Origin of the sequence: Aureimonas frigidaquae (assembly GCF_001463905.1) — a bacterium.
In the GTDB taxonomy this organism is placed as follows: Bacteria; Pseudomonadota; Alphaproteobacteria; order Rhizobiales; family Rhizobiaceae; genus Aureimonas; species Aureimonas frigidaquae.
In genome coordinates, this window is sequence record NZ_BBWR01000020.1 from 22009 (window position 1) to 35963 (window position 13955).

The window sequence follows — 13955 nt, forward strand, 5'->3', positions numbered from 1 at the left end:
CGCCTTACGAGACGGCCAGCCTTACGAGACGGTAAGTTGCGTGGCGTCCGGGGATTGGACATATCTCACGCTTGATCGTGACCCGCACGCAGAGCTTCTCGGAGAAGAGATACACGATGACCGTTGCCTCCAGACTGCCAGCCATCGCCATGGCGGCGTTCCTCGTGCCGGCATGGCTGCCCCCGGCAGCGGCCCTGGCGCAGACCACCGCCAGCGTGGAAACGGACGCCGCCGCGCAGAAGGCCGAGGCCCTGCGCCCGGATATCGAAAGCTTCACGCTCGACAACGGTTTGCAGGTGGTGGTCATCCCCGATCATCGCGCGCCGGTCGTCACGCAGATGGTCTGGTACAAAATCGGCTCGGCCGACGAGCCGCGCGGCGTGTCGGGCATTGCGCATTTCCTGGAACACCTGATGTTCAAGGGCACCAAGACCCATCCGGCCGGCGACTTCTCGGCCGCCGTCTCCGATATCGGCGGAGAGGAGAACGCCTTCACCTCCTACGACTACACGGCCTTCTTCCAGCAGGTGCCCGTGTCGGCGCTCGGCCAGATGATGGCCTTCGAGGCGGACCGCATGACGAACCTCGTCCTCGACGACGCGGCCGTCCTGCCGGAGCGGGACGTCATCCTGGAGGAGCGCCGCATGCGGGTCGACAACGATCCCGGCGCGCAGCTCGCCGAGGCCATGGGCGCGACGCTTTTCGTCAACAGCCCCTACGGCACGCCGATCATCGGCTGGGAAGAGGAGATGGAGCAACTTTCCCGCCAGGATGCCATCGCCTTCTATGACCAGTATTACACGCCCAACAATGCGACCCTCATCGTGGCCGGCGACGTGACGCTGGATCAGGTCCGCACGCTGGCAGAGGACACGTTCGGCAAGGTCGCGCGGCGCGCTGAACCCGGTGAGCGCAACCGCCCGCGTGAGCCCAAGGCGCTGACGGAGCGCACGGTGACGCTGCGCGATGCGCGCGTCACCCAGCCGAGCGTCCAGACCGCCTATGTCGTGCCGTCCGAGCGGCTGGCAGAGGGGCACCAGTCCGAGGCGCTGGATATACTGGCGGACGTGCTGGGTGGCGGCAGCACCAGCCGCCTGTACCGCGCATTGGTGGTCGAGAACCCGATCGCCGCCGGCGTCGGCGCCTATTACCAGGGCGATTCGCTCATGGAAGGCCAGTTCATCACCTACGGGACACCGCGTGGCGATGCCACGGTGGAACAGGTCGAAGCCGCCATCGACGCGCAGCTCGCCGCCATCGTGAAGGATGGGATCACGGAAGACGAGCTTGCCGCGGCCAAGAACCGCGTGCGCAACGCGCTCATCTACCAGCGTGACAGCCAGACCTCGCTGGCCCGCCGCTACGGCGTCGCCCTGTCGACGGGACGGACCATCGAGGATGTGGAAGCCTGGCCAGAGAGGATCGAGGCCGTGACGGTGGACGATGTGCGCCAGGTGGCGCGGGACTATCTGGACGGAACCGGACGGGTGATCGGCTATCTCCTGCCGGCCGGAGACGATCCGGCCACTGCCAGCGGCACCGGCGCGGGCGAAGCGGCCCCGGCCATGCCGGCCAAGACCGACGTGGAGGGTTGAAGCATGACCGGTTTTCGACGTGAGTTCATGCGGGGCGGCCTGGCGCTCCTGACCCTGTGCGGCGGCCTTGCCTGCGCGGCGCCCGCTGCCGCCATCGAGATCCAGGAGGTCACCAGCCCCGGCGGCATCCACGCGCTCCTGGTCGAGGATTATACCAATCCGCTGATCGCTATGCGCTTCGCCTTCAAGGGCGCCGGCACGACGGCCGACCCGCAGGGCCGCGAGGGAACGGTGAATCTTCTGTCCGGGCTTCTGGACGAGGGTGCCGGCGACATCGAGAGCGAGGCGTTCCAGGCCAAGCTGGACGAGTTCGGCGTCAGCCTGTCCTTCAGCGCGACCTATGACAATTTCAGCGGCAATTTCCGCACCATCGTGGAACATTCGGACGTCGCCTTCGATCTCCTGCGGCTCGCCCTTAACGAACCGCGCTTCGACCCCGAGCCGGTGGATCGCATCCGCGGCCAGATCGAAACCGGCATCATCGCCAACCGCAACGATCCCGGCACGCTGGCGGGCGAAGCCTTCCGGCAGACCGTCTTCCCGAACCATCCCTATGCGCGCTCGCAGGAGGGATCGGTCGAAAGCCTTCGGGCCGTCACGGTGGAGGATCTGCGCCACCACCGCGATACCGCCTTCGGGCGCGACAATCTGGTGATCGGCGTCGTCGGCGCCATCGACGCCGAGGAACTCGGCAAGCGGCTGGATGCGGTCTTCGGTCCGCTCCGCGAAAAGGCAGAGCTCGTGGCCGTGCCCGATGTGACGCCCGTGACGGGCGCCCGCGACCATGTCGAGCTGGCCGTGCCGCAGACGACGATCCAGTTCGCCCTGCCGGGCATTGCCCGCGACGATCCGGAATTCTTCGCGGCCTATCTGATGAATCACATACTGGGCGGCGGCACCTTCTCATCGCGCCTCTATGAAGAGGTCCGCGAAAAGCGGGGCCTTGCCTATGGCGTCGGCTCCTACCTCGTGGATTACGACCATGCCTCCTTCCTGGCGGCGTCGACCGCCACGCGGGCGGACCGCGCGGATGAAAGCGTGTCGGTGATCCGCGAGCAGATGGCGCGCCTGGCCAAGGACGGCACCGATGCAGAGGAACTGGCCAAGGCCAAGGCCTATGTGAAGGGCGCCTATGCGGTGCAGAACCTGTCATCCTCGCTTTCGATCGCCTCGACGCTGGTGGGAATCCAGCTCGACGGGCTTGGCATCGACTATATCGACAAGCGCGAGGCGCTGATCGACGCCGTCAGCGCAGAGGACGTGAAGGCCATGGCGCAGAAGCTCCTCGATGTGGACCCGACCATCATCACGGTCGGCCAGGGAGAGGGCTGAGGGCCCGCGCATGGACGAAGCCGTAGCGCCCATCGTCGAGGACGCGGCGGCGCCGCGGGCCGGGCGTCCGCGCATCGGCGTGGCGCTCGGCGGCGGCGGCGCGCGGGGGCTTGCCCACATCCACGCGCTGCATGCCTTCGACGATCTGGGGATCAAGCCCGATCGCATCGCCGGAACCTCCATCGGGGCGCTGATCGGCGCCGCCTATGCATCGGGCCTGTCGGCCAGTGTGATCGAAGAGTTCATGCTGGACATGCTGGGCAACAAACGCCTGGTGGCAGGAAGGCTGTGGAGCACGCGGCCGAGCAGCTTTTCGCAGTTCCTGGCCGATGGTGGCTTCCGGCTCGGCCAGCTCAATGCCGAACGGGTCGTGGGCGCCTTCCTGCCGCTGGAGATGCCGGCCCGCTTCGAGGAACTCTCCATCCCTCTGACCGTCACCGCGACGGATTTCTATGCCGGCCGCGTCATGGCGCTGGAGAGCGGCGATCTTCTCAGCGCCGTGGCCGCCTCCGCAGCGCTGCCGGCGATCTTCCGTCCGGTGCGCCGGGAGGGACTCGTCCTGATCGATGGCGGCATTTGCGATCCCCTGCCGTTCGACATGCTGACCGGGCGGGTCGATCTGAACATCGCCGTGGATGTGACGGGCGGGCCGATGGCGACGTCCAACGCCCTGCCGACACCCACCGAGGCGATGTTCGGCGCTTCGCAACTGATGATGCACGCCATCATCCAGGCCAAGCTGACCTGTACCCCGCCGGACCTGGTGCTGGCGCCGCCGGTCAGCCGGTACCGCGTCCTGGATTTCCTGCGCGTGCGCACCATCCTGGCCGAGACCGCCGGCCTGCGCGAGGAAATGAAGCGCAAGATCGGCGCCTTGTGCGAGTTGCACGATTACCGGATCGATGGTGAAAACGCCTCCACACCCATCGAGGGATAGGAGAATCGTCCATGGCCAGGATCGCACTCGTGACCACGGGGGGCACCATCGCCTCCCGCGCTGCCATTGGCGGCGATGTGACCGCAGAGGTCGGCGGCCATGCGCTGGCGCAGTCGCTCGGGGCCCGTCTGCCAGCGGGCCTGGAGCTGACGGTCGATGATTATCTGCGCGTCAACAGTTCCAGCCTGGATCTCGACATGGCCTTCGCCATGGCCCGGCGCATCGCCGACCATGCCGCCCGGGCCGATTGCGACGGCGTGGTCGTGACGCACGGAACCGATTCCATGGAGGAGAGCGCCTTTTTGGCGGATCTCGTCGTTCCCGGTGATACGCCTGTCGTCTTTACCGGCGCGCAGCGCAGCGCCGAGGACGCCGATGGGGACGGGCCGCGCAACCTGGCCTCCGCCTGCCGGCTGGCGGCCGCGCCGCAGGCGCGGGGCCTCGGGACCATGATCCTGTTCGAGGACGACTTCCACGTCGCCCGCGACGTGACCAAGACGCATGCATCGCGCACCGATACGTTCCGTTCGGGCGAGCATGGCAAGCTGGGTGAGGTGGATGGCGACGTCGTGACCGTCCACCGCCGCCCCACCTTGCGGGCGCACATTCCTACGGAGCGGATCGAAACGCGGGTCGGCCTGTTCAAATCCGCGCTCGGGCTGAACGGCGACTATATCCGCTTCTGCGTCGAGCGCGGGGCCCGTGCCGTCGTGGTGGAGGGCTTCGGCCGGGGCAATGCGCATCCGGACGTCACCGCCGCGATTGAGGACGCGGTCACGGCGGGAACGCAGGTGATCATGTGCACGCGGTGCCCGGAAGGCAGGGTCAAGCCCGTCTACGGCAATGGCGGCGGCCGTGACATCGAACGCGCCGGCGCCATCTTTGCGGGCGATCTGAGCGGCGTGAAGGCCCGGATCCTGGCGGCGGTCTGTCTTGGAGCGCCCGATGGCGCGGCGCGCCTGCGGGAGCGTTTCGCGCAAATGGCGGGCTGAGCGTCAGCGCGCGGCCGTCTCTTCCAGAAAGCGCATCAGCCCGGTTTCCTCCCGCGTCAGGCCCGTCCGGCTGCGCCCTTTCAGGAGATCGAAGTCGAGGCGGCCTTCCTCGAAGGCAAGGACAATGTCCGGATGCACGTAGGAGGTGCGCGCCACGGCCGGCGTGTTGCGCAACACGTCGCTGACGGCGCGCATGGCCCGGGCCACCGCGCGGCGGCGCTTGGCTTGCGTATCCGCAACCGGGCCTTCCACATCGATCAGATGGCGCAGCGCCTCGGCCGAGCCGCGGAACGTGCGGAAGTCCTTGGCCGAAATGCGTGCATGGCCCGATTCGTGGAGATAGGCGTTCAGGCGGTTGGCGGTCAGGATGTGGCTCGTGCGGTCCTTGTCCTTGAAGCGGAACAGGCGTTTGCCGTTGCCCTTGCGGATGCGGGTCAGGCTGTTGATCAACCGCCTGTCCTTCACCTCGATCCGGTGCTCCTTGCGGGATTTTCCCACGAAGCTCAGGACTGCGCCCTGCCGGCCGATCCGCAAGTTCCCCTTGTCGAGCGAGGCGACGCCACGCCCGCCATCCTGTGCGTATTTTTCGTGGCCCGGCCGCATGGCGGAAATATCGATCAACCGCGCCGCGGCAGCGGCCGTCATCCGCTCGTCCTGCTCGGAGCGCCGCATGTCCAGGTCGATCCGGCGGCGCAGCCGGGGCAGGACACGGCCGAAGCGCAGGAGCCGTTCCGTCTTGACCGCGTTGCGCACATTCACCCAGCGGTCGTGATAGCGGTATTGGAGCCGGCCCTTCTCGTCGCGCCCGGTTGCCTGGATATGGCCGTTCTCGTCCACGCAGATGCGCACGTCCTTCCAGGCCGGTGGCAGGACGAGCTGCCGGATACGCTCCTTCAGGCGACGGTCGGTGACCTTGTCGCCATTGGCGAAGCAGACCTTGTGCCCGCGCCCGTGCGGCCGCCGCTCCAGGGTGAAGTCGGCAGGGTCGACCATGGCGAGGCCGAGCGACGTGGCATGGAATTCGAGGCGTTTGGCGATGTGCTGCATGGGGACAGACCTATGGAGCCCATCAACGCCGCTGCGGGGCCCAGGTTCCTGACAGCCGTTCGGCGGAACAGGATGCCCCGGCCGGCATTGTGGCTGCAACGAACGAGCGGAGAAATGTCACCATGTTTCGCAAAGGGCAGAAGGTATCGTGGTCGTGGGGAAACGGCACGGCGCACGGCAAGGTCGAGGAACGCTTCACCGACAAGGTGACGCGCAAGATCAAGGGCAAGTCCATCACCCGCAAGGCAGACGGCGACAATCCCGCCTACCTCGTCCGGCAGGAGGATGGCGACCGCGCCCTGAAAAGCGAATCCGAACTCTCACGTGGCTGACGCTGGGTGGGTTGATGGAACCGGCGCAATTGGTACATGTGGGATCTTCAGTCCCACAGGCCGGCTTCATGGACGATAGAACCAGACAGTTACGCGACGCGGGGCAGGCGCTCATCGCCTCTGCCCGGCGTCACGGTGCAACCGCGGCGGATGCGGCGATCGCACGCTCGAACGCCCGTTCGGTCGAGGTCCGCCTCGGCAAGGTCGAGGAAACCGAATCCTCCGAATCGGACAGCATTTCCTTGCGCGTCTTCGTGGGCCAACGTGTCGCCACGGTGGGGGCGGACCTTGCGGGCGATCTCGACCGGATCGCCGAGCGTGCCGTTGCCATGGCGCGGGTGTCGCCGGAAGATCCCTATGCGGGCCTGGCCGATCCCGACCTTCTGGCAACCCAGTTTCCCGATCTCGACCTCGTCGATGACACGGATGTCAGCTCCGAGGAGCTTGCGCAGGAGGCCCTGGCGACGGAGGCCGCGGCGCTCGGCGTGTCGGGCGTCAGCAATTCCGGTGGGGCCAGCGCCACGGCCGGCATTGGCGGCCTCGTCCTCGTGACGTCGGACGGCTTCGTTGGCGCCCGCCGGCGGTCCGGCTTCTCGCGCTCCGTCAGCGCGGTGGCGGGCGAGGGGACGGGCATGCAGCGCGACTACGATGTCGATTCCCGTATCCACCGGTCGGATCTGGACACGTGCGAGGCGATCGGCCGCAGGGCCGGAGAGCGGACGGTGCGGCGGCTCAGCCCCGACAAGATCGCCACCGGGCGCTATCCGATCGTCTTCGACCCGCGCATCGCCAGGGGGCTGATCGGCCATTTCCTGTCGGCCATCAACGGCGCCGCCATCGCCCGCGGCACCAGCTTCCTCAAGGATCGCATGGGCCAGGCCGTCTTTCCGGCGGGCCTGACCATCCGGGACGATCCCACGCTGCGCCGCCGCTGGGGCTCGCGCCCCTTCGACGGGGAGGGCGTCGCCAGCCGACCGCTGGACCTGGTGCGGGACGGCGTTCTTTCGGCCTGGCTCCTGGATACGGCGACGGCCCGGGAACTCGGCCTTGCCAATAATGGCCGCGCCGCACGGGGCGGCGGCGGCGTCATGCCGTCGGCCAGCAATGTCGTCCTGTCGCCGGGGCAGAACAGCGTGGACGCCCTTCTGGCCGCGGCGGAGGGCGGCATCTACGTGACCGAGTTGATCGGCCACGGCGCCGATATCGTGACGGGGGACTATTCGCGCGGGGCGGCGGGCTTTCGCATTCGCAACGGCGCGCTGGACGCGCCGGTCGCGGAGTTCACCATCGCCGGCCATCTGGCGGCCATGCTTGCGGCGCTTCAGCTGGCCGACGATGCGGACCCGCGCCATGCGATCGTCTGCCCGACACTGGGACTGGGAGAGCTGACCGTGGCAGGAAACTAGGGTGCGCTCCGTCGACGATCTCGAGCTTCTGGTCCGGGCGGGCGCGGAGGCCGCGCGCATCGCGCTTGCCTTCTTCCGCCAGGATCCGGAGGTCTTCTGGAAAGAGGGGAACTCGCCCGTCAGCCAGGCGGACCTGGCGGTGGATGGCTTCCTGCGCGATTTCCTGTTTTCCGCCCGGCCGCGCTACGGTTGGGTTTCTGAGGAAACGGCGACCGAACCGCCCAGTGGCGCGGAAACACGATTCTTCGTGGTCGATCCGATCGACGGCACCCGCTCTTTCCTGCGCGGCGAGGCGACCTGGTGCATCGCACTGGCGGTCATCGAGGCCGGCCGCCCCGTGGCCGGGCTGATCCATGCCCCCGTGTCCGGCGAAATCTATACGGCGACGATCGACGGCCCAGCCCTTCTGAACGGGCTGCCCATGGCGCCCGCACAGGCACGCACGGATGGCCGGATGCTCCTGTCCATGCCCGACGGGCTGCGGCGCAGGCTGCCGGAGCCTGTGAGCCGGGATATCGATTTCGCGCCGTCCATTCCCTCGCTCGCCTATCGTCTGGCGCAGGTGGCACGCGGACGACTGGACGGGACGCTCGTCCAGCCGCGCGCCAATGACTGGGACATCGCCGCCGCAGACCTGATCCTGCAGCGCAATGGCGGCGCTCTCCTGACGGCGGACGGCGGCACCCATCGCTACACGCTGGAGCCGCGCCGCCATGGGCTGCTGATCGCCGCCGGCGAAAACCGGATCGCCCGCCTGCAAGACGTGGCTGCTTCCTTGCGCGCATAGGCAATTTCATGGCAAGCATCGGCCGTCTTGGCCGCCGGACCGCAGGGTCCGGCAGCGCGGCGCAGCATCGACCCATCGGCAACAGGATACGACAGCGATGACAGAGGAGACGGTGCCTCGGCAGAGGCTTCATCTGGTGTTCGGCGGTGAACTGGAAAGCCTGGATGGCATTTCCTTCGCCGATCTCGACAATCTCGACATCGTCGGCATTTTCCCGGACTACGCATCGGCACTGGCGGCCTGGCGCGGCAAGGCGCAGGCGACGGTCGACAATGCCGCCATGCGCTACTTCATCGTGCACATGCACCGCCTGCTCGACCCGGAGCCGTCCGCCTGAGGGCAGGGACGCAATGGAGGACGTGGCGGTGCGCAGCGACAGTGACGACAGCGGAGGGCGCCGGGAGCGTCGGCGCCCGTTCCGGCGCACGCTGCGTGCGCTCGGCCGCTCCGCTGCGGCCGTCAAGCTGGGTGGGCTCGGCATATACGGGCTTCTGCGCGGCATCCATGCGATGCAGCGCCCGGCACAGGGCTCATCCGATTTCGATGAGATCCTGCATCGGGAGCACCCGGCCATCGTTGCCTTGTGGCACGGGCAGCATCTTCTCGCGCCCTTCTTCCGCCCGCGCGATCTTCCCTATGTCGCGCTCCTGTCGCGCAATGTGGATGCGGCCATCAATGCCGACGTGGTGGAGCGCTTCGGGATCGATACGGTGCGCGGATCGGGCGGGCGCGTGCGCCGCGCCGTTTCGGAAAAGGGTGGCGCGCGTGCGCTGATCCAGTTGCGCCGCCGCCTGCGCGAGGGCTTCGGCGTGTGCATGATCGCCGATGTGCCCAAGGGGCAGGCGCGCCAGGCCGGGCTCGGCGTGGTGACGCTGGCCCGCCTGTCCGGCCGGCCCATCATTCCCGCCGCCGCGGTCACGAGCCGCCGCCACGTGATCGCCCGGAGCTGGGACAAGACCACCGTGCCGCTGCCCTTCGGCCGGATCGCCGTCTGCATGGGCGATCCCATCCACGTGCCGGCCGATGCCGACGATGCGCGCATGGAAGAGATCCGCGCCGCGCTGACCCTTGCCATAGAAGAGGCCAATCGCCGTGCGATCGAACTTGCCGATGCGGGGACGAAACGTGACGGATAAAGGCCATGAGTGACCGCTGGGCGCGGGGTGTGCTGACAGCCTACCGGATGGCGGGTTCACTGACCTATCCGCTGGTGGGCTGCTATGTCGGCTGGCGCGCGGCGCGTGGCAAGGAAGACAAGGCGCGCCGGCGCGAGCGTTACGGAATCACCACCGCCGAGCGGCCCGAGGGTGGCCCGCTCATCTGGGTCCATGCCGCCTCGATCGGCGAAAGCGTGGCCGTGACGCCCCTGATCCGCGAGATTGCCGGCGAAGGCTTCCGCATCGTGATGACGACGGGGACGGTCACCTCCGCAACCCTTGTGGAGCAGCGACTGTCGGACGTGGTGATCCACCAATATGTTCCGCTGGATCTCAAACCCTCTGTGGGCCGCTTCCTGGACCATTGGCGCCCGGACCTCGCCATCGTGGCGGAGAGCGAGATCTGGCCCATGACGCTCATGGAACTGTCGCAGCGGCGCATACCGCAGGTGCTCGTCAATGCCCGCCTGTCGGACCGCTCCTTCAAGCGTTGGCGCGGGGTTCCGGCGCTGGCCGAAGCGCTGTTCGAGAATCTCTCCCTCATCGTCGCGCAGTCGGATGTGGACGGCGAGCGGTTCAACATGCTCGGCGTGCGCAACGTGACCGTGGCCGGCAATCTGAAGGCCGATACGCCGCCCCCGCCGCTCCCGGACCGGGAGGCTGCGCTGGCGCTCGCCCAGACGATCGGCCGCCGCCCGACCTTCGCGGCGATCTCGACCCATCCCGGTGAGGAGAGTTTGATTGCCGATGTCCACCGCCGGCTGGCGGAGGACCGGCCGCGGCTTCTCACGATTATCGTTCCGCGCCATGTGGAGCGGTCGGCCGACATTGCGCGTGAGCTGACCGCCAAGGGGCTGCGTGTCGCCCGCCGCTCGGAAGGTGAACTGCCGGATCCCACGACGGACATCTATCTGGGCGATACGATCGGGGAGATGGGCCTTTACCTCCGGCTGACGGAGGTTGCCTTCATCGGCAAGTCGCTGGCCGGCGAGGGCGGGCAGAACCCCCTGGAAGCCGCCATGCTCGGCACGGCCATCCTGTCCGGCCGCTATGTGCAGAACTTCCGCGATATTTACCAGCGCCTCCTGAACAATGGTGGCGCACGCTTGGTCAAGGATGCCGACCAGCTCGTTGCAGAGGTCGATGCGCTGCTCGGCGATGCAGAGGCCCGCGCCGCCATGATCCGCTCGGGCAAGGCCAGCGTCCAGGAAATGCGGGGCGCTCTCTCGCGCACCATGCAGGCCCTCGAGCCGTTTCTGCATCCGCTCCGTCTGGCTTTGAATTTCGAGCGGCGGCAGCGATCGGGCAACGGCCGGTGATGGGTGGCGAAACCCCCGCCTTCTGGTGGGGGGGATCACAATGGATGGCCGCCCTTTTGGCGCCGGCGGCGCGGCTTTACGGAAGCATCGCCGCGCGGCGGATGGCGCGGGGGCCGCGCCTTGCGCTCGACGTTCCGGTGCTGTGTGTCGGCAATTTCACCGTCGGCGGCGGCGGCAAGACGCCGACCGCCTTGGCCCTGGCCGCAGCCGCCCGCGCGGCCGGCCTTTCGCCGGGCTTCCTGTCGCGCGGTTACGGGGGCGCCGAAGCGGGGCCCATCCTGGTGGACCCGGCGCAGCATGGCGCGCACAGTGTGGGCGACGAGCCGCTGCTCCTTGCGGCACAGGCACGGACTGTCGTCGCAAAGGACAGGGCGGCCGGGGCAAAATACCTTCAGGACAGCGTCGGGGTGGATTTCATCATCATGGATGACGGGTTCCAGAGCGCCCGCGTCCACGCCGATTTCAGCCTGATTGCCATCGATGCCGGGCGGGGCCTCGGCAATGGCCGCGTGGTTCCGGCGGGGCCGTTGCGCGCGCCGCTCGCCGAGCAGATCCGCCATGCCGACGCGCTCCTGGTCATCGGGCGCGGCCAGGGCGGGCAGGCCGCCATCCGTATGACGGCACGCGGCGGCAAGCCCGTCTTCGAGGCACGCCTTGAGCCGGCCGCCAACGATCTGGCCGGGCGGCGGCTCCTGGCCTTTGCCGGCATCGCCGATCCCGACAAGTTCTACCGCAGCCTTGGGCAGATCGGCGCCACCCCAGTGCGCCGCCGGGATTTTCCCGATCATCATCCGCTTTCATCCGACGAGATCACCGAACTCCTGGCCGATGCGCGCCGGGACGGGCTCGAACTGGTGACGACCCGCAAGGATGCGGTGCGCCTTTCCGGGGAGCCCGCCGCAGCGGAACTCCTGGCGGAGACGCATGTCCTCGATGTCGCGTTGGTCTTCGAGCCGGAAGCGCTCGCCGCGCGTTTCATTGCAGAAACGCGCACTGCCTTCCGGCGCCGCAAGTTCGGCTGAACTCTCCGCAGCTAGCGTTCCAGTTTCGTGGCCAGGATGACGGATGTCTGGGTGCGCTCGACCCCGTCCAGAAGCCCGATGCGATCCAGGACCGCGTCCAGCGCATCGACCGAACCTGCCGCCACCACGGCGATCAGGTCGACCTCGCCGCTGACCGAGTGCAGGCTGCGAAGTTCGGCCATGCTCCGCAGGGCCGCCACGGTGGGCGCGGTCTGCTTGGGCTTGACGGTGATGAGCACATGCGCCCGCACCATGCCCCGCTCCGCCGCCACGGAACGACGCAGCGTGTAGCCTTCGATCGTGCCATTGCGCTCCAGCCGCTCGATGCGCGCCTGCACCGTGGTGCGCGACAGGTTGAGCCGCCTGGCCAGCTCCGCCACCGGGGCGCGGGCATTGTCGGCCAGAAGCGCCAGGAGTTGGTCATCGCGGTCGGATTTGCTCACTGTGACGAACTCCTACGGCAGATCGACGAAAATATGCAGCAGAAGGTGAGATAACACGGTTTGATATGCAAAGCCCAACATGGCCGACTTGGCGCACCAATGCAGTCGGACAGAGGGGAAAGATTATGCGGGATATCGTCGTCGTGGGTGCCGGGAAGATCGGATCGGCCATCGCCCTGATGCTTGCCGATACGGGGGACTACCGCGTCACCATTGTCGATCGGGATGCCGAGCTTGCCGGGGCCGCCCGGCGCCACCCCGCCATCGCATCGTCGGGCCTCGACATCACCGACGCGGCGGCTCTGCGTGCGCTCCTCAAAGGTCGTTTCGCCGTCTTGAGCGCGGCGCCGTTTCACCTGACGGTGCCGATCGCGGAGGCCGCGGCGGCGGCCGGCGTGCATTATCTGGACCTGACGGAGGATGTCGCTTCCACGCGGCGGGTGCGGGACCTCTCCGAAGGCGCAGGCAGCGCCTTCGCGCCCCAATGCGGCCTGGCGCCGGGCTTCATCTCCATCATGGCGCATGCATTGGCGCACCGCTTCGATCGGCTGGACGAGGTGCGGCTGCGGGTCGGCGCCCTGCCGCAATATCCCTCCAACGCGCTCGGCTACAACCTGACCTGGAGCACCGAAGGGGTGATCAACGAATATATAGAACCCTGCGAGGCCATACGCGACGGCCGGCGCGTCAGCGTGCCGAGCATGGAGGAGGTCGAGCCCCTGTCCATCGACGGAACGGCCTTCGAAGCCTTCAACACGTCAGGCGGGCTCGGCTCGCTCTGCGAGACCTATGCGGGGCGGGTGCGTGTGTTGAACTACAAGACCATGCGCTATCCCGGCCATGCGGCGCTGATGAAGACCCTGTTGAACGATCTGCGCCTGCGCGAGCGGCGCGACATGCTCCGCGATATTCTGGAACATGCCCTGCCGGCGACCATGCAGGACATGGTCGTCACCTTCGTAACGGTCACCGGACAGAAGGACGGGCGCCTGATGCAGGCGACGGACGCGCGGCGCATCCTGAGCGGGGAGATTGCCGGCCTGGCGCACAGCGCCATCCAGATCACCACCGCGGCGGGAATCTGCGCCGTTCTGGACCTGTTGCACGAAGGCAGGTTGCCCGCCAAAGGCTTCCTGCGCCAGGAGGACATCGCCCTCGGCGATTTTCTGTCCAACCGCTTCGGCCGGCGTTATGGCGGGATGGCCGATGTGGCCGCCGGCGGCCTTCAAGGCGCGATGCGGGAGGCTGCCTGACGCCCATGGGCCTTGCAGGCCGCGGCGCTGGGAGCGCTGCGGCCGCCCGATCAGCGCTTGCGCAGGGCCGGGTTCAGCTCCAGCTCGCGGCTCAGGCTGGCGGCGGCATCCACATAGGGCTCCTGCCGGGCGACGCTCCAATACCGCAGGAGATCCAAGGGGATCGTCTGGCCCGTCACCGCACAGGTGACATAGGCACCGGGCCGGATAACTTCGAAATCGCCGTCCAGATAGCTGATCTTGGCTTCGCCGCCACTGTCCATGCGGTTCATCATGGCCGGGGCCTTTCGGATTGGGGCAGGAATGACATTGCGGGGTTCAATCAGTTTGACG

15 protein-coding genes are annotated in these 13955 nt (G+C 67.7%); 12 read left to right on the plus strand and 3 right to left on the minus strand.

The annotated features are described in order from the left end of the window. Window positions 1-116: 116 nt before the first annotated feature. From AUL30_RS18825 to AUL30_RS18840, 4 genes are read left to right on the plus strand one after another with little or no spacing between them, the layout of a single operon-like run. A complete protein-coding gene (locus AUL30_RS18825) occupies window positions 117-1595 on the plus strand; it encodes a M16 family metallopeptidase (protein WP_062229487.1) in 1479 nt (492 codons plus the stop codon). A gap of 3 nt (window positions 1596-1598) precedes the next feature. After that, entirely contained in the window at window positions 1599-2927 is a 1329-nt protein-coding gene (locus tag AUL30_RS18830) for a M16 family metallopeptidase (RefSeq protein WP_062229449.1), read from the plus strand. 10 nt (window positions 2928-2937) lie between these two features. Next, the gene (locus AUL30_RS18835) at window positions 2938-3864 is read left to right on the plus strand and encodes a patatin-like phospholipase family protein (protein ID WP_062229450.1); all 927 of its coding nucleotides are present in this window, start codon (window positions 2938-2940) and stop codon (window positions 3862-3864) included. Window positions 3865-3875: 11 nt separating this feature from the next. Further along, complete coding sequence (locus AUL30_RS18840) at window positions 3876-4856, plus strand: asparaginase (protein ID WP_062229451.1); 981 nt, start codon at window positions 3876-3878, stop codon at window positions 4854-4856. Window positions 4857-4859: 3 nt separating this feature from the next. Here the strand turns inward: AUL30_RS18840 and AUL30_RS18845 are convergent, their stop codons facing one another. Next, on the minus strand, window positions 4860-5903 hold the full coding sequence (locus AUL30_RS18845) for a DNA topoisomerase IB (RefSeq protein ID WP_244490902.1): 1044 nt from the start codon (window positions 5901-5903) through the stop codon (window positions 4860-4862). 122 nt (window positions 5904-6025) lie between these two features. On the opposite strand from AUL30_RS18845, the gene AUL30_RS18850 reads away from it, so the two are divergent. The 7 genes from AUL30_RS18850 to lpxK all read left to right on the plus strand — a co-directional run bounded on the left by AUL30_RS18850 (window position 6026) and on the right by lpxK (window position 11926). Continuing rightward, window positions 6026-6235 (plus strand): hypervirulence associated TUDOR domain-containing protein, encoded by a 210-nt coding sequence (locus tag AUL30_RS18850; protein ID WP_062229452.1) that lies wholly within the window; start codon window positions 6026-6028, stop codon window positions 6233-6235. 68 nt (window positions 6236-6303) lie between these two features. Then, the gene (locus AUL30_RS18855) at window positions 6304-7641 is read left to right on the plus strand and encodes a TldD/PmbA family protein (RefSeq protein ID WP_062229453.1); all 1338 of its coding nucleotides are present in this window, start codon (window positions 6304-6306) and stop codon (window positions 7639-7641) included. Between the two features lies 1 nt (window position 7642). Then, complete coding sequence (locus AUL30_RS18860; RefSeq protein WP_062229454.1) at window positions 7643-8428, plus strand: 3'(2'),5'-bisphosphate nucleotidase CysQ; 786 nt, start codon at window positions 7643-7645, stop codon at window positions 8426-8428. Window positions 8429-8525: 97 nt separating this feature from the next. Continuing rightward, window positions 8526-8765 (plus strand): DUF4170 domain-containing protein, encoded by a 240-nt coding sequence (locus AUL30_RS18865; protein WP_062229455.1) that lies wholly within the window; start codon window positions 8526-8528, stop codon window positions 8763-8765. Between the two features lie 13 nt (window positions 8766-8778). After that, window positions 8779-9564, plus strand: a complete 786-nt coding sequence (locus tag AUL30_RS18870) for a lysophospholipid acyltransferase family protein (protein ID WP_062229456.1) — start codon at window positions 8779-8781, stop codon at window positions 9562-9564. Between the two features lie 5 nt (window positions 9565-9569). After that, entirely contained in the window at window positions 9570-10904 is a 1335-nt protein-coding gene (waaA, locus tag AUL30_RS18875) for a lipid IV(A) 3-deoxy-D-manno-octulosonic acid transferase (RefSeq protein WP_062229457.1), read from the plus strand. Continuing rightward, window positions 10904-11926 (plus strand): tetraacyldisaccharide 4'-kinase, encoded by a 1023-nt coding sequence (gene lpxK, locus AUL30_RS18880; protein ID WP_062229458.1) that lies wholly within the window; start codon window positions 10904-10906, stop codon window positions 11924-11926. The genes waaA and lpxK overlap by 1 nt, the downstream gene beginning before the upstream one ends. A gap of 11 nt (window positions 11927-11937) precedes the next feature. Here lpxK and AUL30_RS18885 read toward each other — a convergent pair whose 3' ends face one another. After that, a complete protein-coding gene (locus AUL30_RS18885) occupies window positions 11938-12369 on the minus strand; it encodes an Lrp/AsnC family transcriptional regulator (protein WP_062229459.1) in 432 nt (143 codons plus the stop codon). A 125-nt stretch (window positions 12370-12494) separates the two neighbouring features. Here AUL30_RS18885 and AUL30_RS18890 point away from each other — a divergent pair, with 125 nt between their 5' ends. Continuing rightward, a complete protein-coding gene (locus AUL30_RS18890; protein ID WP_062229460.1) occupies window positions 12495-13622 on the plus strand; it encodes a saccharopine dehydrogenase family protein in 1128 nt (375 codons plus the stop codon). A 50-nt stretch (window positions 13623-13672) separates the two neighbouring features. On the opposite strand, the gene AUL30_RS18895 is transcribed toward AUL30_RS18890, so the two are convergent. Further along, window positions 13673-13897, minus strand: a complete 225-nt coding sequence (locus tag AUL30_RS18895) for a DUF2093 domain-containing protein (RefSeq protein ID WP_062229461.1) — start codon at window positions 13895-13897, stop codon at window positions 13673-13675. Window positions 13898-13955 lie beyond the last annotated feature (58 nt).